The sequence below is a fragment of the Paraburkholderia caribensis genome (assembly GCF_002902945.1).
In the GTDB taxonomy this organism is placed as follows: domain Bacteria; phylum Pseudomonadota; class Gammaproteobacteria; order Burkholderiales; family Burkholderiaceae; genus Paraburkholderia; species Paraburkholderia caribensis.
The window spans coordinates 1774880-1796302 of sequence record NZ_CP026101.1 but is presented as its reverse complement, the minus strand read 5'-3'; the positions used below and the strand labels follow the sequence as shown (position 1 = coordinate 1796302).

The following is a 21423-nucleotide window of genomic DNA, read 5'->3' as shown; positions in this document are numbered from 1 at the left end:
AAGGCTTGCAATCTTTTTTGTCGGCCTCAACTATCGAACAAACTGATTCCACTCATGGGGAAATGAAATGTCAGGAACCCAACTCCTCCCGCCGGAACGCGTCACACTCCCGCTGCTCCCGCTGCGCGACGTAGTCGTTTTCCCACACATGGTGATCCCGCTCTTCGTGGGTCGCCCGAAGTCGATCAAGGCGTTGGAAGCCGCAATGGAAGGTGGCAAGCACATCATGCTTGTTGCCCAGAAAACGGCGGCCAAAGACGAGCCGACCGAAAAGGACATGTACGAGGTTGGCTGTATCGCCAACATCCTGCAGATGCTCAAGCTGCCCGACGGCACCGTGAAGGTGCTGGTCGAAGGTCTGCAGCGTGCCAAGACGCTGTCGATCGAAGAGCAGGAAACGCAATTCTCGTGCGAAGTGATGCCGCTCGAGCCCGACCACGCCGATAGCGCTGAAACGGAAGCGCTGCGTCGCGCGATCGTGTCGCAGTTCGATCAGTACGTGAAGCTGAACAAGAAGATCCCGCCGGAGATTCTGACGTCGCTGTCGGGCATCGATGAAGCAGGGCGTCTTGCCGACACGATCGCTGCGCATCTGCCGCTCAAGCTCGACCAGAAGCAACAGATTCTCGAAATGTTCCCGGTCATCGAGCGCCTCGAGCATCTGCTCGCGCAGCTCGAAGCCGAGATCGACATTCTGCAGGTCGAAAAGCGCATCCGTGGACGCGTCAAGCGTCAGATGGAGAAGAGCCAGCGCGAGTACTACCTGAACGAGCAGGTCAAGGCAATCCAGAAGGAACTGGGCGAAGGCGAAGAGGGTGCGGATCTCGAGGAACTCGAGAAGCGCATCACGGCTGCGCGCATGCCGAAGGAAGCCAAGAAGAAGGCCGACGCCGAGCTGAAGAAGCTCAAGCTGATGTCGCCGATGTCGGCGGAAGCGACGGTCGTGCGCAACTACATCGACACGCTGATCGGCCTGCCGTGGCGCAAGAAGAGCAAGGTCAACAACGACCTCTCGAATGCCGAACGCGTGCTGGACGAAGACCACTTCGGTCTCGAGAAGGTGAAGGAACGCATTCTCGAGTACCTCGCGGTTCAACAGCGCGTGGACAAGGTGAAGGCGCCGATCCTGTGCCTCGTCGGGCCGCCGGGCGTGGGCAAGACGTCGCTGGGCCAGTCGATTGCGCGCGCAACGAACCGCAAGTTCGTGCGCATGGCACTGGGTGGTGTACGTGACGAAGCCGAGATTCGCGGCCATCGTCGTACGTACATCGGTTCGATGCCGGGCAAGATCCTGCAGAGCCTGACCAAGGTCGGCGTGCGCAATCCGCTCTTCCTGCTCGACGAAGTCGACAAGATGGGCATGGATTTCCGCGGCGATCCGTCGTCGGCGTTGCTCGAAGTGCTCGACCCGGAACAGAACCACACGTTCGCCGACCACTACGTCGAAGTGGACTTCGACCTGTCGGACGTGATGTTCGTCGCGACGTCGAACTCGCTGAACATCCCGCCGCCGCTGCTCGACCGGATGGAAGTGATCCGTCTGTCGGGCTACACGGAAGACGAGAAGGTCAGTATCGCGCAACGTTATCTGCTGCCGAAGCAGAAGAAGAACAACGGCCTGAAGCCGGGTGAGATCGAAGTCACGGAAGCAGCCATCCGCGACATCATTCGCTATTACACGCGTGAAGCGGGCGTGCGTTCGCTCGAGCGTGAAATTTCGAAGATCTGCCGCAAGGTCGTGAAGATGCTTCTGCTGAAGAAGGCGGACAAGGCAGTCACCGTCGACGGCAAGAACCTCGACACGTTCCTTGGCGTACGTAAGTACGACTTCGGTCTGGCCGCGAAGGAAAACCAGACCGGCCAGGTCACGGGCCTCGCGTGGACGGAAGTGGGCGGCGATCTGCTGACGATCGAAGCGGCCGTGATGCCGGGCAAGGGCAATGTGATCCGCACGGGTTCGCTCGGGGACGTGATGAAGGAATCCGTCGAAGCCGCGCGCTCGGTGGTGCGTTCGCGTTCGCGCCGTCTCGGTGTCAAGGACGAAGCGTTCGAGAAGCAGGACATCCACATTCACGTGCCGGAAGGCGCGACGCCGAAGGACGGTCCGTCTGCCGGTATCGCGATGACGACGGCGCTGGTGTCGGTGCTCACGGGCATACCCGTGCGCGCGGATGTCGCGATGACGGGCGAAATCACGCTGCGCGGCGAAGTGCTGCCGATCGGCGGGTTGAAGGAGAAGCTGCTGGCAGCGCATCGCGGCGGCATCAAGCTCGTGCTGATTCCGGAAGAAAACGTCAAGGATCTGACGGAGATTCCGGACAATGTGAAGAACGCGATCGAGATCGTGCCCGTGCGCTGGATCGACAAGGTACTGGAACTGGCGCTGGAACATGGGCCGGCTCCGCTGCCGGAAGAAGAGCCGAAGGCGGCTGCGCCCGTTGGTGAGTCGAAAGACTCGGGCGCAAGCGATGTCGTGAAGCACTAAGCCAGACTCGCCATGCACTGAGCGCCGTATTGGTTAGCTCAGTCAACAGCGATCAAAAAAACCCGCGGCCCCGTCCGCGGGTTTTTTATTGCCTGCACAAAGCAAACGTTTGGTCGACGAGACGACCAGCCGCGCCATTTGCTGTTATCCAGGAGACCTTGCAGCGCGCGGTAAACTGGTTGCATCCGCAGCCATCGCTTGCAAGATCCTGTCATCGAAAGCCCCTCGACGAGCCCCTTGAATCAGGCTCAATCCCGCTTGACACAAGGGTTTCGGCCCATTCTAATGAGTGGCCGGCAAATCTGCCGTGCCGTATATAACCGGGCGCATAAGCGCTTTCATGATTGCCCAACTACATTCTCGGGGGCCTGGAATGAATAAAACGGAATTGATCGATCACATCGCGCAGCAAGCCGACATTTCGAAAGCGGCAGCAGGTCGCGCGTTGGATGCCGTGATCGGTGGCGTCAAGGGTACGTTGAAAAAGGGTGGTTCGGTCACGCTGGTCGGCTTCGGCACCTTCGCCGTCGGCAAGCGCACGGCACGCACGGGTCGCAATCCGCGCACGGGCGCAGCAATCAAGATCAAGGCAGCCAGGGTTCCTAAATTTAGGCCTGGCAAAGCGCTAAAGGATGCGTTAAACTAATGGGCTCGCTGCTTGATGAATGTGTCGACGCAAGTCGGCATCGAGAGTCAGGCAGCGGCGATCTCGGAGCGGGTGCTTAGCTCAGTTGGTAGAGCGGCGCCCTTACAAGGCGTAGGTCGGGAGTTCGAGCCTCTCAGCACCCACCAGTTCCAGATCGAAGTGACACGCTGCAGCGTATGCAGCATAAGGAGTGGTAGTTCAGTCGGTTAGAATACCGGCCTGTCACGCCGGGGGTCGCGGGTTCGAGTCCCGTCCACTCCGCCAGTATCCTAGAAAGGCGAACTCCGGTTCGCCTTTTTTATTGCCCGCTGATGTACTATCGGGCGTTCCGTTTTTGGCATCCGACTTTTGCCTCCTCAAGCATGCTCGATTTCTTTCGCAATCACCAACGTCTGATGATGTTCATGCTCATCCTGGTTATTCTGCCGGGTTTGGGTTTTGTCGGTATCCAGGGCTTCCGTGGCTTCTTTGACGAGAGCGCGAATGTCGCGAGCGTCAACGGGCACAAGATCACGCGCGGCGAATATGACAACGCGTGGCGTCAGCAGATGGACCGCGCGCGTCAGATGCTCGGCGCACAGTTCGACTCGAAGATGTTCGATACGCCGGAGCGCCGCAAGGAGATGCTCGACGGGCTGATCCAGCAGCGCGTGCTCGCCGACGAGACGCAACGTCTGCACCTGACGGTGTCCGACGATGCACTGCGTCGCGCGCTGATGGCCGATCCCGTGATCGGCTCGCTGAAGAATCCCGACGGCTCGATCGACCTGAACAAATACAAAGAACTCCTTGCGATGCAGGGCATCACGCCCGATCAATACCAGGAGCAGGTTCGCTACAGCATGGCGATGCAACAGTTGCCCGCAGCCATCACGCAAACCTCGTTCACGCCGAAGACGCTCGCACAGCATCTGACCGAACTGGCCGAGCAGCAGCGCGAAGTGCAGGGCCTCGCGTTCCGCGCGAAGGAGTACGAGTCGAAGGTGCAGCCGACTGACGCGCAAATTCAGGCGTACTACGACGCGCATCGCAACGACTTCGCGACGCCGGCCACGGCCACGATCCAGTATCTCGTGATGTCGCCCGCAACGATCGCGGCATCGGCGAACCCGAGCGACGCGGATCTCAAGAAGTACTACGACGACAACATCGCTCACTACCGCACGGTGGGTGAAGTGCGCGCGAGCCACATCCTGATCTCGGCGCCGAAAGACGCGAGCGCCGCCGACAAGGACAAGGCAAAGCAGAAAGCACAGGAAATCCTCACGCAGATCAAGGCGCATCCCGACCAGTTCGCGCAGCTCGCGCAGCAGGATTCGCAGGACCCGGGTTCGGCGTCGAAGGGCGGCGATCTGGGCTACTTCAGCCCGGGCATGATCGCGGGCGGCAAGGCCTTCGACGACGCCGTCTTCAAGATGAAGAAGGATGAGATCAGCGATCTGATCCAGTCGGACTTCGGCTATCACATCGTCAAGGTGACGGACGTGAAGCCGTCGGTGACGAAGCCGTTCGACGAAGTGAAAGATTCGATCGCCAAAGATCTCAAGGCGCAACTCGCCACGAAGGCATTCGGCGACGATTCGGAAGGCTTCACGTCGATCGTCTACGAACAGGCGAAGAGCCTGCAACCGGCCGCGGACAAGTACAAGCTGCAGATCCAGACGGCTACGGTGACGCCGCAGCCGAACAGCGCGTTGCCGCCGGATAGTCCGCTCAATAATCCGAAATTCCTCGCGGCCGTGTTCGCGAACGACTCGGCGAAGGACCGCAACAACACGCAGGCAATCGACGTCGGCAACAACACGCTGATCGCGGCACACGTGACCGACTTCAAGCCGGCCGCCGTGCCGGCGCTCGCTGCCGTCAAGGACGCCGTGCGTCAGAAGGTGGTCGCGCAGCAGGCTGCCGATCTCGCGCGCAAGGAAGGCGAGGCCAGGTTGGCGGATCTGCAGAAGTCGAAGTCGACGCAGGGCTTCTCGTCTGCGCTGAAGGTGTCGCGCAGCGACGCGCAAGGTGTGCCTCCCGCTGCATTGGGCGCAATTTACAAGGTCGATGCGCAAAAGTTGCCGGCCTACGTCGGCGTCGACCTCGGGGCGGACGGCTATGCGATCTATCGCGTGAACGCTGTCGTGCAGCCCGCGCCGACCGATGCGCAGCGTCTCGCCTCGGCGCAGCAGCAGATCGCCTCGGTGAATGCGCAGGCTGAAGCCGAGTCGTATCTGGATGCGGTGCGCGCGCGGTCGAAGGTGAAGATGTACGGTTCGCTCGATAACCCGCAGTCAGGCGAATAAGCCAGTTCAGAGGCCGCCTGCGCGCCTCTCGATACGCCACAAAAAAAGCCCCGCACACTGCGGGGCTTTTGCTTTGCGAGAAGCGTTGGGAAGGATTACAGGCAGGCGCTGATGTCGCCCGTCGCGTCGCTGCCGGCACCGCCTGCGGCGCGGAAGCCGACCCACGTGCCGGAGCCCTGATAGTTCGGGCGCACGACGGCCGCCGCGCCGTTCGGCGGCTGCTGGCCGGGGACGTAGACGTCCATCGCTGCGTCGTTGGCCAGGGTATCTTGTGCGACGACCTGCTGCTGGGTCTTGTCAGCCCACTTCTTGGCAATGCACTGGCCGACGACCTTCGGCGGCTGCTGGCTGGTGCCAACCGACTGCACGCCGGCGGGCGGTTGTGCGGCACAAGCGGAAATGGCGACGGCCATAGCGATAATCGGTAAGTATTTCACGTTATCTCCTTCCAGAAATCGCTCACATGGAGCCGGTTGTCGAATTCAGACGAACCTGTCTGATCGACCATGGGTGATCACGTTCCCCTCATTCGGAAACAAGTTGTTAGCGCGCTGTAACACTCAACGGCGCTTCACTTTCACTGAGACGAAGTGCGGAGCAGCGGCTTCAGCGCTGACCACACGTTGTCCAGTAGCACGGGCTGTGCCCGTTGGGTCGGATGAATCTGATCGGACTGAAACATGTCCGGCTTGTCTTCAATTCCGGCGAGGAGAAAAGGGACGAGCGGCACGCGCAACTGCTTCGAGAGTTGCCCGTAGAGCCCGTGGAACTTTTGCGTGTAGTCAGGGCCGTAATTAGGCGGCACGTACATGCCGACGAGCAGGACCTTCGCGTGGCCTTGCTGCGCCTGTTCGATGATTGTGCGGAGATTGTCTTCCGTGGTGTCGAGCGGGACGCCGCGCAGCGCGTCGTTGGCGCCGAGTTCCACAATCACCACGGCGGGCTTGAGCCGCTGCATCAACGCAGGCAGGCGGGCGCGCCCGCCGCTCGTCGTGTCTCCGCTGATGCTCGCATTCGCAACGTTATAATCGATCCGCTCACTCGACAAACGCTGACGCATCAGCGAAACCCAGCCGGTGTCGCGAGGCAGGCCGTACTCGGCGGAGAGACTGTCGCCGAGCACGATGATCGTCGGCTTCGCCTGTTGCGTATTGCTGCCAGTGGGGTTCGTCATGGCAGCGGCCGCGCTGGTGTTGCCGGTGGCCTGAGCGGACGCAGAAAAAGTCGCGGCGATCACGATGGGAATACACGCCGCAGTCAGCGCCGCGATCGACGCAACGGCGCGCACTTTCAACCTACGCTTCACCATGCAAAAGAAAACCGGTCCAGTCATCGAAGTGCGGGGTTTATGCAAGAGGGTTAAGGATGCGACGGGTGAGCTGACGATCCTCGACAACATCGACCTGTCGATTCAGGCGAGCAGCCGCGTGGCGATCGTCGGCGCGTCGGGCTCCGGCAAGTCTACGCTGCTCGGACTGCTTGCCGGATTGGACAGCGCGACCTCGGGGTCGGTTCGTCTGCTTGGCCGCGAACTGACGGAACTCGATGAAGACGGCCGCGCCGCGCTACGCAATGGCTCCGTCGGCTTTGTGTTTCAGTCCTTCCAGTTGATGCCGCATCTCACTGCGCTCGAGAACGTCACGCTTCCGCTCGAGCTGCAGGGCGAGCTGCCGGCACGCGACATCCACGCGCGCGCGCGAACACTGCTGACCCAGGTTGGCCTCGGCGAGCGCATGCGGCATTACCCGAAGCTGCTGTCGGGCGGAGAGCAGCAGCGTGTGGCGCTTGCCCGCGCTTTCGCCACGCATCCCGCCGTCCTGTTCGCCGACGAGCCGACGGGCAGCCTCGATGCCGCAACAGGCCATGCCGTCATCGATCTGATGTTCGAGATGAACCGCGCAAACGGTGCGACGCTGGTGCTCGTCACGCACGACGTCGAGCTTGCTCGCCGCTGCGATACGACCGTGACGATCGAAGCAGGGCGCCTGATCTGATCGGATAGTGCGGGCAAAAAAACGGGCCTTCTGGAGGAAGGCCCGTTTGCATTCAAGCCGCTGAACGAAGGGTCAGCGCTTCAGTGCCGCTCGCGCCCGTGCGATCAGCGCCGACGTCGACGAGTCGTGCTTCTTTTCATCGGTGCTGGCGCTGGTGAGATCCGCCTCGACGACCTTGCCGAGGATCTTGCCCAGCTCGACGCCCCACTGGTCGAAGGAGTTGATGTTCCAGACCGTGCCTTGCACGAGCACCTTGTGTTCGTACAGCGCGATCAGCGCGCCGAGCGAGCGGGCGGTGAGGGCATCGACGAGCAGCGTCGTGGTAGGACGATTGCCCGGGAACATGATGTGAGGCACGAGTTCCGGCTTGTTCGGGCCGGCCACTTTTTCGGCCTCTTCACGCGTGCGGCCGAGCATCAGCGCCTCGCTTTGCGCGAAGCAGTTTGCCAGCAGCTTCGGATGATGCGACACGAGCGGGTGCTCGGGCGTCAGCACGGCGACGAAATCGATCGGGACGATGGTCGGCCCCTGGTGCAGCATCTGGAAGAATGCGTGCTGACCGTTCGTGCCCGGCTCGCCCCACGTGACAGCGGATGTATCGTAGGTAACGAACGAGCCGTCCAGACACGCCTGCTTGCCGTTGCTTTCCATTTCGAGCTGCTGCAGGTATGACGGCAGGAAATGCAGCGCTTCCGAGTACGGCGCGACCAGATAGCTTTGCGAGCCGAAGAAGTTTCGATACCAGATGCCGATCATGCCCATCAGCACGGGCAGGTTGCGATCGAGCGGCGCGCTGCGGAAATGCTCGTCCATCTCGTTTGCGCCCGCGAGCAGTTCGTCGAACTGTTTCGGACCGACGGCGATCATGATCGACAGGCCCACGGCCGACCACAGCGAATAGCGGCCGCCAACCCAGTCCCACATCTCGAACACGTTTTCCTGCGCAATGCCGAACTTGACGACTTCGGCGGGATTCGCCGAAACGCCGACGAAGTGCTTCGCGAGTTCGTTTTGAGGGCAGCCTTTCTCGACGAACCAGTCGCGCAGCGAATTGGCGTTGGTCATCGTTTCGAGCGTGGTGAACGTCTTCGAGACGATGATGGCCAGCGTTTCCTCCGGATCGATCTCGGTCAGCACGCGATACAGGTCCGCGCCGTCGACGTTCGAGACGAAGTGCGTGGTGATGTCGGGTGTGGCGAGGTGATGCAGCGCATGCACGACCATCTTCGGCCCGAGGTCCGAGCCGCCGATGCCGATGTTCACGACATAGCGAATGCGCTTGCCCGTATAGCCCTTCCATTCGCCGCTGCGGACCTTGTCGGCGAACGCGGCCATCTTTGCACGCTCGGCTTGAATCTTGCCGTAGAACGGCGCGTTCGGATTGCTGGCGCGCAGCGCCGTATGTAGCACCGCGCGGCCTTCCGTGGGATTGACGATGTCGCCCGCGAACATCGCGTCGCGACGTTTTTCAACATTGGCTTCACGCGCGAGCTGCACGAGCAGCTTCAGCGTTTCGTCGGTGATGCGGTTCTTCGAGAAGTCGGCCGCGAGACCGCCGCCGGCAAGCGTGAACCGTTCGGCGCGCGTCGGCGCGGGATCGTTCTCGGGTGCAAACCAGTCGCGCAGGCGCGCATCGCGAATCTGTTCGTAGTGTGTTTGCAGCGAGTTCCAGGCGGGGAGCGAGTTGAGAGTCATAACCGTCCGTCTAACGAAGGAAAACGAATGGCCGGCCGCGCATCGGGCGTGCCGGGGGTGATCTGCAGACGCGCGGTTGGCTGAGCGGTACGGTCGCCGGATGCGCGGCGGCGTGTCTCGTGCCCCGTCAGCGGGCGTCTGCATTCGCGTCGCGGCCGATGGACGGCCGTGCGACGCAGTCAACCAGTATAGCGGGCCAGGATGACAGCCGGGATAGATGGGACGCGCCGCCAGATAGCGGGACACGGCCGCCGGCACGGGCAGGCCGTCAATCGCGCAACGGATACACCAGCCGGTTCAACAACTTGCGTACCATCGGCGCGAGTTCGCCCGCGGTGAGACCGGCCGGGCCTTTGCCGCGCGTTGTTAGCATGTCGGCGGCGAAACCGTGCAGAAAGACGCCCGCAAGCGCTGCCTCGTAGCGCGGAAGACCTTGCCCGAGGAAGGCGCCGATCAGGCCGCCGAGCACGTCGCCCGTGCCGCCCGTCGCGAGCGCCGCGTTGCCCGTCGGGTTGACGGCAACGCGCCCGTCCGGCGCTGCGATCACCGTGCCCGTGCCTTTCAGCACGATGACGCTTGCGTAACGCGCGGCCAGTGCGCGCGCCGCTTCCAGCCGGTCGCGCTGCACGCTCTTTGCGTCGGTGCCGAGCAGGCGCGCCGCTTCGAGCGGATGAGGCGTCAGCACGCACGGATCGTTCGCCGACTCGCCACGCTGCTTCACGGCAGCGGCGAGATCGGCGTGAGCGGCGATCAGATTCAACGCATCGGCGTCCAGCAGTTTCGGCACGTCTAGCGGCAGCACGTCGTGCAGCACGCCGACGGCGCGCTCGCGCTTGCCCATTCCGCAGCCGATCGACAACGCGTCCATCTCCGCGAGCGGCAGTTCGTCAAGCGGATGCAGCATCAGTTCAGGATGAGGCGGATCGTAAGGCGGGCTGCCCGCGCCGAGAAACGCGACGTGGACCTTGCCCGCGCCCGCGTACAACGCGGCGCGCGCCGCGAGAATCGGCGCGCCGCACATGCCCGTATCGCCGCCCACGACGGCCACGCTGCCGAACGTGCCTTTGTGTGTGGAGTAATCGCGCGGCGGGAAATGCGGAACGAAAAGGGCGGGCCCGTTGAGCCGCACGTGCGGTTCGGGAGGCCATTCGAGCCCGATGGACGCGATGATCACATCGCCCGCAAGGTCGCGTCCCGAACCCATGTAGAGACCCGGCTTCGCGCCAATGAACGTGACCGTGTGCGTGGCGCGGACGGCCGCGCCCCCTTCGACGACATTGCCCGTATCGCTGTCCAGGCCGCTCGGCACGTCGAGCGCCAGCACGCGCCCGCGTGTCTTCGCGCGCGCGGACAAACGGCCGGCAATCGACGCGAACACGCCGTCCAGAGGTCGGGCCAAGCCGATGCCGAACATACCGTCGACGACCCAGCTGTATTCGTCGAACGAGTCGGGCACGGCATTCGAGATCGGCACGCCCGCCGCGCGCGCTTCGGCCAGCGCCCAACGGGCGTCGTCGGGCTTCACTTCGACGGGCATGCAGACGTGGACCGTGATACCGGCGCGATGCAGTTCAGCCGCCACGACGAGCGCGTCGCCGCCGTTGTTGCCAGGGCCGGCTACGAGCCATACCGGCTCGTGCGGACTACTCGTACCGTCAAGGTTGATATGGTCGAGCAGAAAGCGCGCGCCCGCACGTCCGGCGCGGCCCATCAGTGTGTGGGCGGGCAGCGTCGCCCCGGCGTCTGTTTCGAGCGCGCGCAGCTCGGCGACGCCCAGCAGCGGAAATGGCCGGTCATACGGCTTGACGAGCGCGTCGTGAAGGAAAGGCAAGGAGGTATCGGTCATGGCAGCGTACGAGAGCAACAGGGTACGCCCATGGTAGTGGCAATGCGCGTGCTGTCGCCAGCACGCGCAATGGCATAGGACGAATAACCGCCCCCTGCCGGAACGGGTTATCCGTTGAAGCGTTCGGGTCGAAGCGCCGCGATCGTGTCAGGCGGCAACTCCGACGGCGCGCCGGACACGAGGCTCGCAATCAGCTTGCCCGAACCGCATGCGAGGCCCCAGCCGACGGGACCGTGCGCCGCGTTTACAAAAAGCCGCGGATGCAGCGCATTGCCCGTCACGGGCAGACCGTCGGGCGACAGCAGTTTTACGCCTTCCCACGGCAGGGCGGCGGAAATGCGCGCCGAGCCCGGCACCCAGTCGTGGGTCGCCTGGCTGAGCAGCGCGAGCGCTTCCTTCGTCAGCGGCTCGGGCAGCGGCAGCCGGGTCTGGCTCGCGCTTTGCAGCACCGCGCCGCCCGCAATGCGCAGCCGGTGGTTGCTGCGCGTGATCGTGATGCGCTTGACGGCATCGATCACCGTCGTATGGGGCGCGAACTCCTCGCGAGCGATCGGCGCGACGAGGTTATGCAGGCGCAGCGGGTGCAGCGGCAGGTTCAGCCCGAGCTTCTCCAGCAGCGCGAGACTGCCCACGCCCGCAGCGACGACCACCGCGTCCGCGCTGATCACGTCGACTTCGCGCGAGCGCGTCGATTCGCCGTTGGCGGGCGCCAGTTCGACGGCAGCGCGCTGGTTGTCGAGGCGGATACCCGTCACTTCGCGGCCGCACTGAAACTGTACGCCGCCTTGCGCATCGAGCGTCTGCTTGAGCAACTTCGCGAACAGCGGACAGTTCGCCGTGCCTTCGTCGTCGAACAGCACGCCGCCCGCGAAATGCGGCTCGAGCGGAATCGAATGCTCGATGGTCTGACATTCCTGAGGGCTCAGCACGTGATGCGGCACTTCGAACTGGCGCAGCAGGTCGAGCGCGGGCTGCGTGTGCTCCCAGTCCTGCTGGCTGCGCACCAGGTAGAGCTGTCCGTTCGACTGCTCGAATTCCAGATTGAAGTGATGCTCGATGTCGGCAAGCGACTGGCGCGCCGATTCGATCAGCGGACGCAGCAGCGAAAACTGCTTCTTGAACGCTTCGGGCCCGGCGAGCGCCGAGAGCGTGCGGACGAAGTCGCGCACCTGCCCGTTGAAGCCCGTCTTCTTGATCACGCCGCTTTTGGCGGCCTGACGGTGCTGCATGAAGGTCGGGCCGAACCACACGTCGAGCGGCGTGGGCAGCAAGGTGCCGCCGTGACCGTAGGTCGCGCCTTGGGCGACGGTGGCGTGCCGTTCGACGACGCACACCCGATGACCGGCCGCGCGAAGCTGATAGGCGGTGGCGACGCCGACGATCCCGCCGCCAATGACAATGACATCCATGGTTAATTCGTGTTGCCGGCGGCACGCGTGGGGCCAGGCGTATGACGTGACATGCGGCGCAGCGCGACAAGCCGATGCTGCACCGATCTGATGAAAGGCCGAATGATATCAGTCAAACGACCCGTCCGGCACGCTGCCGTTCGGCGCGGGAAGGGCGCTCGACGGGCGCGCGCTATGGGACAGGCGGCAAGAGGGAACGCGCAATCCGCCTACCACGAACGGCCGGAAACACGTCTCAAAATGACGCGGCGCATTGCCGGCGGGGCATGCCGCCGCCGGGGACACGTTGCCAAAGCGCGCGGAGCGTCATGTGAGGCAGGTCTGCCGGGCCTTCCCGGGTTATAATCCCGGACTTCCTTACGCCTCACGTCGCCTCCACGCGCGACTGTCCGAGCGATTGCCACGGGTAATCGCGCGCGGCACCCAGCGACGCAACCGATCGACGCAACGTCAAGTCCATGGCTCACTTCTCGTGTTTCCCCGGCGCTTCGGCCCTCTCCGATTTCCGTCAAACCCGCCTGCTCGACACGTTGTCGCGCATCGACGCCAGCATCGTCGGCGTGCGCGGCCAGTATCTGCATTTCGTGAACTCGCAGACGCCGCTCGCCGCGGAAGACAGCGCGAAGATCGAAGCGCTGATGCACTACGGCGATCCGTTCGACGCCGGCAAGGACAAGGGTGCCGTCGAAACCTTCCTCGTCGTGCCGCGCTTCGGCACCGTGTCGCCGTGGGCGAGCAAGGCCACGGACATCGCGCTTCACTGCGGCTTGACGCATGTCCGGCGCATCGAGCGCGGCATCGAGTACACGGTCGTGCTGAAAAGCGGGCTGCTCGGCGGCAAGAAGGCGCTGTCGGACGAGACGCGCGCCGCCGTGGCGGCGGCGCTGCATGACCGGATGACGGAAAGCGTCGCGCCGTCGCGCGATCACGCGATGCACCTGTTCGACGAGCTGCCCGCCAAGCCGCTGCAGACGGTCGCCGTGTTGACGGACGGCCGCAAGGCGCTGGAGCAGGCGAACATGGAACTGGGCCTGGCGCTGGCCGAGGACGAAATCGACTATCTCGTCGACGCCTTCACGAAGCTCGGCCGCAATCCGACCGACGTCGAACTGATGATGTTCGCGCAGGCCAACAGCGAGCACTGCCGCCACAAGATCTTCAACGCAAGCTGGACGATCGACGGCGAGGCGCAGGACATCTCGCTGTTCAACATGATCCGCAACACCGAAAAGCTCAACCCGCAAGGGACGATCGTCGCGTACTCGGACAACTCGTCGATCATGGCAGGCGGCCCGGCCGAGCGCTGGTTCCCGCGCAAGCAGGCGAATGCAGGCGAGCCGGGCGAGCGCTACGGCCGTCACACCGAATTGACGCACACGTTGATGAAGGTGGAAACGCACAACCACCCCACCGCGATTTCCCCATTCCCGGGCGCTGCGACGGGCGCGGGCGGCGAAATCCGCGACGAAGGCGCGACGGGCCGCGGCGCGCGTCCGAAGGCGGGTCTCACGGGCTTTACCGTGTCGAACCTCGACTTGCCCGACGCGCGCGAGCCGTGGGAAAACGCTCGCGACGCCACGCAGCCCATCGGCCACCGCAATGCCGCCGACCAATTCGACACGTACGGCCGCCCGGACCGCATCGCGTCGCCGTTGCAGATCATGATCGACGGGCCGCTCGGCGGCGCCGCGTTCAACAACGAATTCGGCCGTCCGAACCTCGGCGGCTATTTCCGCACGTACGAGCAGAATGTCGCGGGCCGCGTGCGCGGCTATCACAAGCCGATCATGATCGCGGGCGGCCTCGGCAATATCTCCGACCAGCACACGCACAAGCACGATCTGCCTGCCGGCTCGCTGCTGATCCAGATCGGCGGTCCCGGCATGCGCATCGGCATGGGTGGCGGCGCGGCGAGTTCGATGGCGACGGGCACCAACACGGCCGAACTCGACTTCGATTCCGTCCAGCGCGGCAACCCCGAAATCGAGCGGCGCGCGCAGGAAGTGATCAACTCGTGCTGGCAGCTGGGTGCGGGCAATCCGATTCTGAGCATCCACGACGTCGGCGCGGGCGGTCTGTCGAACGCCTTCCCGGAACTCGTCGACGGCGCGGACAAGGGTGCGGTGTTCGAGTTGCGCAAGGTCCAGCTGGAAGAAAGCGGGCTGTCGCCGCGCGAAATCTGGTCGAACGAAGCGCAAGAGCGTTACGTGCTGGCCATTCCGCCGTCGCGGCTCGAAGAATTCGCGGCGATCTGCGAGCGCGAGCGTTGCCCGTTCGCGGTGGTCGGCACGGCTACTGAAGAGCGTCAGCTGAAACTGATCGACGCCGACCTGAAGGACGCGAGCGCGCACCAGCCCGTCGACATGCCGATGGAAGTCCTGCTCGGCAAGCCGCCGCGCATGCATCGCGACGTGACGCGCGTGTCGACGCCGCTGCAGCCCGTCGACGTCACGCACGTCGCATTGCACGAGGCAGCCGTCGACGTGCTGCGTCATCCGACCGTGGCGAGCAAGTCGTTCCTGATCACGATCGGCGACCGCTCGGTGGGCGGCACGACGGCGCGCGACCAGATGGTCGGCCCGTGGCAGGTGCCCGTCGCCGACTGCGCGATCACCACGGTCGATTACGCGGGCTTCCGTGGTGAAGCCATGGCGATGGCCGAGCGCACGCCGCTCGCCGTGATCGACGCGCCCGCGTCGGGACGCATGGCAGTCGGCGAAGTGGTGACGAATATCGCAGCGGCGCCGATCGCGTCGCTGGACAAACTGAAGCTGTCGGCGAACTGGATGGCGGCATGCGGCAGCCCGGGCGAAGACGCGGCGCTGTACGATACGGTGAAGGCGATCGGCATGGAACTGTGCCCGGCGCTCGGCATCGGCATTCCTGTCGGCAAGGATTCGCTGTCGATGCGCACGAAGTGGGCGGACGGCGACGTCGAGAAAGAGGTGGTCGCGCCCGTGTCGCTGATCATCTCGGCATTTGCGCCCGTCGAAGACGTGCGCCGCCATCTCACGCCGCAACTGCTGAGTCTGAAGGAAGCGGGCGAAACGGTGCTGATCGCAATCGATCTTGGCCGCGGCAAGCAGCGTCTGGGCGGCAGTATTCTCGCGCAGGTGACGCAGCAGGTCGGCGACACGGTGCCTGACGTCGACGATCCCGAAGACCTGAAGCGTTTCTTTGCGGCGATCCAGGCGCTCAACGCGGACGGCAAGCTGCTCGCGTACCACGACCGCTCGGACGGCGGGCTGTGGGCGACGGTTTGCGAAATGGCGTTTGCGGGCCACGTGGGTGTGTCGCTGAACGTCGACATGCTGACGCTCGACCCGAATCACGAGTTCGACTACGGCGACGCGAAGGACTGGGCGAAGCAGACGAGCGGCCGCCGCGAAGACCGCACGATCCGCGCGCTCTTCAACGAAGAGCTCGGTGCGGTGGTCCAGGTGCGTGCCGGCGATCGCGACGCGGTGCTTGCGGTGCTGCGCGAACATGGCTTGTCGGCGTGCTCGCATGTGGTCGGCAAGCCGAACGAGCGCGACATGGTTGAAATCTACCGCGACGCGAAGAAGATTTTCGACGCGCCGCGTACCGAGCTGCATCGCACGTGGAGCGAAGTGAGCTGGCGCATCTCGCGTCTGCGCGACAACCCCGCGTGCGCCGATGCGGAATTCGATGCGTTGCTCGATGCGTCGGACCCTGGCATCCAGCCGCACCTGTCGTTCGATCCCGTTGAGGATGTCGCCGCGCCGTTCATCGGCAAGGGCGCGCGTCCGCGCGTCGCGGTGCTGCGGGAGCAGGGCGTGAACTCTCACCTCGAAACGGCTTACGCATTCGACCGCGCGGGATTCGATGCGCACGACGTTCACATGAGTGATTTGCTGTCGGGCCGCGCGACGCTTGCTGATTTTGCGGGTGCGGTTGCGTGTGGCGGCTTCTCGTATGGTGACGTGCTGGGCGCGGGCGAGGGCTGGGCGAAGACGATCCGTTTCAACGCGCAGCTTGCGGATATGTTTGCAGCGTTCTTTGGTCGCAATGACACGTTCGCGCTTGGTATCTGCAATGGCTGTCAGATGATGAGCAGCCTTGCGTCGATGATTCCTGGCGCGGATGCATGGCCGAAGTTCACGCGCAACAAGTCGGAGAAATTCGAAGCGCGCTTCTCGCTGGTGGAGGTGCAGTCGTCGCCGTCGATTTTCTTTGCTGGTATGGAAGGATCGCGGATTCCGGTTGCCGTTGCACACGGCGAGGGGTTTGCGGACTTCTCGCAGCAGGGTGATATGGCGCGTGTCGCGGTTGCGATGCGGTATGTCGATCATCGCGGACAGTTGACTGAACAGTATCCGTTCAATCCGAATGGGTCGCCGGCTGGGATTACTTCTGTCACTACGCCTGACGGGCGGTTTACTGTGCTGATGCCGCATACCGAGCGCGTTCATCGCAATGTGCAGATGAGCTGGCATCCCGATGCCTGGAAGAACAGCGCTACGGATGGCAGTCCGTGGATGCGCGTGTTTCAGAATGCGAGGAAGTGGGTTGGGTGAGGTTTTGCTCTGGGCGGGCGGGGTTGGTTGGCTTGAGTTTGCGCCGCGTTCCGCGATTTTGTTTTGCCCGCTTCAAGCGTTGCTGTTCGGTGTTTTAAGGTTTGCGCTGGCATCCGCGTTACGTTAGCTCGCTTCAGGCGTCGCCCCTGTGCGGGGCGGCACCTACTTTTCTTTGCCGCCGCAAAGAAAAGTAGGCAAAAGAAAGCGGCTCACACCGCCAGCCCTAATACTTGCCTGAGGGCCCCCAAAGGTTCTTACGCTTCACACGGCAACCACGTGACCCACGTTAGTTGCCAGCGCTCTTGCGGTGCGCCTCACCCGCTTCACGCACCCGCATTTCAGCACGCCGCGCCATGCAGTCCACCGCCGCCCAGGTGGCAAACTGTGTGTAGGCCGTAGTGCCTCGCACGCCTCACTCCGGACCGATAGCACATGCGTTCCACCCTGTAAGAGCGCTACCCTATACGACGCGACAACCTACACACAGTTTGCCACCTGGGCGGCACATACGATTCGCTGCCGCCAACCCTTGTACGGGTGTCTGAAGCGGGTGAGGCGCCTGTTTGAAGCGTTGGCAACGGGCACCAGCCAGGGCGTTGCCGAGTGAAGCGTGGGGACGTTGGGGGCCCGTGGGCAAACGTCAAGCGCTGGCGGTGTGAGCCGCTTTCTTTTGCCTACTTTTCTTTGCGGCGGCAAAGAAAAGTAGGTGCCGCCCCGCACAGGGGCGACGCTTGAAGCGAGCTAACGTAACGCGGATGCCAGCGCAAACCTTAAAACACCGAACAGCAACGCTTGAAGCGGGCAAAACAAAATCGCGGAACCCAGCGCAAACTCAAGCCAACCAAACCTGCCGCGGCCATGAAGCGATAACCCCAACCCACGGATGCCCGCGCAAACAAAACACACACACCAAAACCCAAAAAAACAAAAAGCCGCCCAAAGGCGGCCCTCCCGTGCGGACGCACGCAAAAAACCTTTACTGCACTTTAGCCTTGGACCGAAGGTCCTCCTCAAACGCCTGCAGTTTCTCCTGCTGCATCTGCTGCGCAATTTGAGCCTTCACCTGCTCGAACGGCGGCGGCGGCGTCTGCCGCACATCATCGACGCGAATGATATGCCAGCCAAACTGCGTATGCACCGGCGCATCCGTCATCTGTCCTTTCTGCAGCTTCTCCGCAGCAGCGGCAAACTCAGGCACATAAGCCTTAGGATCCGACCAGTCCAGGTCACCACCATTCTTGCCCGATCCCGGGTCCTTCGAGAACTGCTTCGCAAGATCTTCGAAGCTCGCGCCAGCCTTGATCTTCGCGATCAGATCCTTCGCCTGCTGCTCGTTGTCGACGAGGATGTGATGCAGGTGATACTCCTTGCCGCCAATCTGCTTGACCAGTTCGTCGTACTTCGCCTTCACTTCGGCATCCGTCGGCTGGTTCTGCTTCACGAAGTTTTCGATCAACGCACGCAACACCACCGTCTGCTGCGCAACCGCCACCTGCGCCTTGACGTCGGGCTTCGACGGAATGCCTTCGCGGATCGCTTCCTGCATCAGGATCTCGCGGTTCACCAGTTCTTCACGAACGGCCTGTTGCAGCTTCGGCGAATCCTGTTGACCCTGCTGCACGAGTTGCGCGACCAGCGCATCGGCGCGCGACTTCGGAATCGGCGTGCCGTTCACCACGGCGATGTTCTGTGCAAATGCAGGAGCGGCCGCACATGCAGCCAGCAAGACCCAGTAGCGGGTGTTTTTCAAGGTCATCGGAAGTTTCCTAACGGGACAGCAAATTGAATTCTTCTGGCGTATAAGCCGTGATGGCGAGAGCGTGAATGCCGCGCTGCATGGCATCGGCCAGCGCATCATACACCATGCGGTGCCGCGCCACGCGAGCCTTGCCGGCAAAGGCGGCAGCCACGATCGTCACCGCATAGTGACCGCCCGCCGACGCGCCCGCATGACCCGCATGCAGCGCACTGTCGTCGCGCACGGTGATCGAGTCGACAGGCGCGAGCGCCGATGTAATGCGCGCTTCGATCAGCGCGATGCGCTCGGCAGGACTGGCCTGCAGGAAAACGTCGTCGCTCATGTCACTCTTCCTTCATATACTTCGACAGCCACAAACTCTGCCCGACGATAAACACGACGAGGCACCCCGTCGCGCCGAACAGCTTGAAGTTGACCCACGCATCGGTCGAAAAATTGAACGCGACGAACAGATTCAGAATGCCGAGCAGCACGAAAAAGATCGCCCACACGTAGTTCAACTGGCCCCAGATGCGATGCGGCAACTGGATCTGCTTGCCCATCATCGCTTCGATCAGATTCTTGTTGAACGCCAGCGCGGACACCACCAGCGCCACCGAAAATGCCCAGTACAGCACGGTCGGCTTCCATTTGATGAAGGTGTCGTTGTGCAGCACGAGCGTCGCGCCGCCGAACACGGTGACGACGCCGAGGCTCACCCACAGCATCGGGTCGACCTTGCGGTGCCGGAACGCGACCCACGCAATCTGCACCAGCGTGGCGGCGATCGCGACAGCCGTCGCCGTGAAAATGCCCCACACCTTGTACGCGACGAAGAACAGGATGATCGGGAACAGATCGAACAGGAATTTCATTGTCGGGTTGGGAATCCGGAGAGTGTTGGGCGCATCGTGCGCGCCGTCTGCGAGGGTTCGGATGAGATCGGCGCAATGGCGGCGAGAGCCAGTCGGAACCGTCCGAAAAGCGCTGGCCACGCCGACATGACGATCAGACCGCACGCGACGCTATCTGGGCTCGAATTGTAGCGCAGCCGGCTTGGTGCGGTCGTGGAAGCCTGTCGGCGCGGACACGCGCGAAAGGCTGCCGGCTCACGACGAACAGCTCACTTCCAGCGACGACGCCCAGTCGGGCGGCAGTCCCGCATAGGCTTCATGGTCGGGTTGCTCGTCGAACGGACGGCGCAGCACGGTGGCGAGGCGCTCGACCTCGGAGAAATCCTTTTCTTTCGCCTTGCGGATCGCGGCCTCGGCCAGGTGATTGCGCAGCACGTATTTCGGATTCACGCGGTTCATCGCTTCGGCGCGCGCGGCGTCGTCGCGGGTTTCGTGCGACAGCCGCGCGCGATAGCCGGTCGCCCAGGCGTCGAACGCGGCGCGATCGAGAAACAGGTCGCGCACGCTCGTATCGCCGCTCGCGTCGTGCTTCGACAGTTTCGACAGATTGCGGAACGTCAGCGTAAAGTCCGCGCGGTTCGCGTGCATGATCTCGAACAGCTGGTTCGCGAGCACGTCGTCGCCTTCGCGTTGCGTTTCGAGGCCCAGTTTGGCGCGCATGCGCGCTTCGAGCGCGGGCGCAAAGCGCGGCTTGAAGCCTTCGAGCACGCGCTGCGCATCCTGCACCGCGCGCTCGCTGCGCTGCGCATCGTCGTAACGTTCGCCGAACAGGGGCAGCAAACCTTGCGCGAGACAGAACAGGTTCCAGTACGCGATCTGCGGCTGCATCCGGTACGCGTAACGCCCTTGCGAGTCCGAGTGATTGCAGATGTGGTTCGCGTCGAAGCCATCCATGAAGCCGAATGGACCGTAGTCGATCGTCAGGCCGAGAATCGACATGTTGTCCGTGTTCATCACGCCGTGACAAAAACCGACCGCCTGCCATTGCGCGATCAGATCGGCCGTCGACAGCACGGCTTCGTTCAGCAAGGCGAGGTAGGGGTCATCGGCGCCGCGGCATGCCGGGTAAAAGCGGTCGATCACATGATCGGCCAGCGCGCGCAGCGCATCGACACGATCGTTCGCGTAGAAATGCTCGAAGTGCCCGAAGCGCACGAAGCTTGGCGACACGCGCGTGACGACGGCGGCCGTTTCCATTTCTTCGCGGCGCACGGGCTGATCGGAGCCTGTCACGCAGAGCGCGCGCGTGGTCGGAATGCCGAGGTGATGCATCGCCTCCGAGCACAGATATTCGCGGATCGACGAGCGCAGCACCGCGCGTCCGTCGCCCATGCGTGAATAAGGTGTGCGCCCGGCGCCTTTCAGCTGAAGCTCGAAGCGTTTGCCGCCGTGCTCGACTTCGCCGAGCGTCAGCGCGCGTCCGTCACCCAGTTGGCCCGCCCACACGCCGAACTGATGTCCCGAATAGACCGACGCATACGGCAACGAGGCCGCCGGCCAGTCACGCGTGGTATTGCCCGAAAAAAACTCGGCGAAACCCGGCGCGCTCGCCAGCGACGCATCGAAGCCGAGCATCGCCGCGACATCTGGCGCGAAGCCGACGACATACGGCGCCGGCAACGGCGCCGCTGGCAGACGTGTCAGAAAGACGTTCCCGAGCGCGGCGAAGCTGCCTTCGCGCTGGTTGTCGATGGCGCCTGCGGCCGTCGACATGGAACCCGATAACCCTGCATTGCATGGGGAAAACGACATATTGAGCGCCTCTTTATTAACCGATATTGTAATTCCGCGCCTGCCGCGCTGCAGCGCGCGCATCCGAAGCGCATGGCAAAGCGCGATCGATGTCGAATAACAACGCGAGACAACA

At 63.3% G+C, this 21423-nt stretch carries 14 protein-coding genes and 2 tRNA genes; 7 read left to right on the top strand and 9 right to left on the bottom strand.

Annotated features, from left to right (window positions below; all coding sequences use genetic code 11):
• Positions 1–67: 67 nt before the first annotated feature.
• The 5 genes from lon to C2L66_RS07950 all read left to right on the top strand — a co-directional run bounded on the left by lon (position 68) and on the right by C2L66_RS07950 (position 5422).
• Entirely contained in the window at positions 68–2485 is a 2418-nt protein-coding gene (gene lon, locus C2L66_RS07970; protein WP_036005209.1) for an endopeptidase La, read from the top strand.
• 373 nt (positions 2486–2858) lie between these two features.
• A complete protein-coding gene (locus tag C2L66_RS07965) occupies positions 2859–3131 on the top strand; it encodes an HU family DNA-binding protein (RefSeq protein WP_060600803.1) in 273 nt (90 codons plus the stop codon).
• 70 nt (positions 3132–3201) lie between these two features.
• Positions 3202–3277: transfer RNA gene (locus C2L66_RS07960), tRNA-Val, on the top strand.
• Positions 3278–3318: 41 nt separating this feature from the next.
• Positions 3319–3395, top strand: a tRNA-Asp gene (locus C2L66_RS07955).
• 98 nt (positions 3396–3493) lie between these two features.
• Entirely contained in the window at positions 3494–5422 is a 1929-nt protein-coding gene (locus tag C2L66_RS07950; protein WP_060600805.1) for a SurA N-terminal domain-containing protein, read from the top strand.
• A gap of 95 nt (positions 5423–5517) precedes the next feature.
• Here the strand turns inward: C2L66_RS07950 and C2L66_RS07945 are convergent, their stop codons facing one another.
• Positions 5518–5859, bottom strand: a complete 342-nt coding sequence (locus C2L66_RS07945; protein ID WP_007585909.1) for a hypothetical protein — start codon at positions 5857–5859, stop codon at positions 5518–5520.
• Between the two features lie 140 nt (positions 5860–5999).
• Positions 6000–6728 carry an arylesterase gene (locus C2L66_RS07940; RefSeq protein ID WP_208459751.1) on the bottom strand — a complete coding sequence of 243 codons (729 nt, stop codon included), beginning with the start codon at positions 6726–6728 and terminating at the stop codon, positions 6000–6002.
• Position 6729: 1 nt separating this feature from the next.
• Between C2L66_RS07940 and C2L66_RS07935 the strand changes: the two genes are divergently transcribed.
• On the top strand, positions 6730–7416 hold the full coding sequence (locus C2L66_RS07935; protein WP_060600816.1) for an ABC transporter ATP-binding protein: 687 nt from the start codon (positions 6730–6732) through the stop codon (positions 7414–7416).
• Between the two features lie 72 nt (positions 7417–7488).
• On the opposite strand, the gene pgi is transcribed toward C2L66_RS07935, so the two are convergent.
• The 3 genes from pgi to C2L66_RS07920 form a co-directional block, all read right to left on the bottom strand.
• On the bottom strand, positions 7489–9111 hold the full coding sequence (gene pgi / locus C2L66_RS07930) for a glucose-6-phosphate isomerase (RefSeq protein ID WP_060600820.1): 1623 nt from the start codon (positions 9109–9111) through the stop codon (positions 7489–7491).
• Between the two features lie 268 nt (positions 9112–9379).
• Positions 9380–10957 carry a bifunctional ADP-dependent NAD(P)H-hydrate dehydratase/NAD(P)H-hydrate epimerase gene (locus tag C2L66_RS07925; protein ID WP_060602676.1) on the bottom strand — a complete coding sequence of 526 codons (1578 nt, stop codon included), beginning with the start codon at positions 10955–10957 and terminating at the stop codon, positions 9380–9382.
• A gap of 107 nt (positions 10958–11064) precedes the next feature.
• Positions 11065–12366, bottom strand: a complete 1302-nt coding sequence (locus tag C2L66_RS07920; RefSeq protein ID WP_054930462.1) for an FAD-dependent oxidoreductase — start codon at positions 12364–12366, stop codon at positions 11065–11067.
• Between the two features lie 458 nt (positions 12367–12824).
• On the opposite strand from C2L66_RS07920, the gene purL reads away from it, so the two are divergent.
• On the top strand, positions 12825–16904 hold the full coding sequence (gene purL / locus C2L66_RS07915; protein ID WP_060600823.1) for a phosphoribosylformylglycinamidine synthase: 4080 nt from the start codon (positions 12825–12827) through the stop codon (positions 16902–16904).
• 976 nt (positions 16905–17880) lie between these two features.
• Here purL and C2L66_RS07910 read toward each other — a convergent pair.
• The 4 genes from C2L66_RS07910 to C2L66_RS07895 all read right to left on the bottom strand — a co-directional run bounded on the left by C2L66_RS07910 (position 17881) and on the right by C2L66_RS07895 (position 21308).
• A complete protein-coding gene (locus C2L66_RS07910; protein WP_054930466.1) occupies positions 17881–18660 on the bottom strand; it encodes a peptidylprolyl isomerase in 780 nt (259 codons plus the stop codon).
• Between the two features lie 10 nt (positions 18661–18670).
• The gene (locus C2L66_RS07905; RefSeq protein ID WP_060600826.1) at positions 18671–18985 is read right to left on the bottom strand and encodes a BolA family protein; all 315 of its coding nucleotides are present in this window, start codon (positions 18983–18985) and stop codon (positions 18671–18673) included.
• A gap of 1 nt (position 18986) precedes the next feature.
• Complete coding sequence (locus C2L66_RS07900) at positions 18987–19517, bottom strand: septation protein A (RefSeq protein WP_007585925.1); 531 nt, start codon at positions 19515–19517, stop codon at positions 18987–18989.
• A 234-nt stretch (positions 19518–19751) separates the two neighbouring features.
• Positions 19752–21308 (bottom strand): protein adenylyltransferase SelO, encoded by a 1557-nt coding sequence (locus C2L66_RS07895; protein WP_060602677.1) that lies wholly within the window; start codon positions 21306–21308, stop codon positions 19752–19754.
• Positions 21309–21423: the final 115 nt, after the last annotated feature.

Coding starts and splice junctions, on each gene's coding strand:
- lon (WP_036005209.1), top strand. CDS start 68: ATGTCAGGAACCCAACTCCTCCCGCCGGAACGCGTCACACTCCCGCTG.
- C2L66_RS07965 (WP_060600803.1), top strand. CDS start 2,859: ATGAATAAAACGGAATTGATCGATCACATCGCGCAGCAAGCCGACATT.
- C2L66_RS07950 (WP_060600805.1), top strand. CDS start 3,494: ATGCTCGATTTCTTTCGCAATCACCAACGTCTGATGATGTTCATGCTC.
- C2L66_RS07935 (WP_060600816.1), top strand. CDS start 6,730: ATGCAAAAGAAAACCGGTCCAGTCATCGAAGTGCGGGGTTTATGCAAG.
- pgi (WP_060600820.1), bottom strand. CDS start 9,111: ATGACTCTCAACTCGCTCCCCGCCTGGAACTCGCTGCAAACACACTAC.
- C2L66_RS07925 (WP_060602676.1), bottom strand. CDS start 10,957: ATGACCGATACCTCCTTGCCTTTCCTTCACGACGCGCTCGTCAAGCCG.
- C2L66_RS07920 (WP_054930462.1), bottom strand. CDS start 12,366: ATGGATGTCATTGTCATTGGCGGCGGGATCGTCGGCGTCGCCACCGCC.
- purL (WP_060600823.1), top strand. CDS start 12,825: ATGGCTCACTTCTCGTGTTTCCCCGGCGCTTCGGCCCTCTCCGATTTC.
- C2L66_RS07910 (WP_054930466.1), bottom strand. CDS start 18,660: ATGACCTTGAAAAACACCCGCTACTGGGTCTTGCTGGCTGCATGTGCG.
- C2L66_RS07905 (WP_060600826.1), bottom strand. CDS start 18,985: ATGAGCGACGACGTTTTCCTGCAGGCCAGTCCTGCCGAGCGCATCGCG.
- C2L66_RS07900 (WP_007585925.1), bottom strand. CDS start 19,517: ATGAAATTCCTGTTCGATCTGTTCCCGATCATCCTGTTCTTCGTCGCG.
- C2L66_RS07895 (WP_060602677.1), bottom strand. CDS start 21,308: ATGTCGTTTTCCCCATGCAATGCAGGGTTATCGGGTTCCATGTCGACG.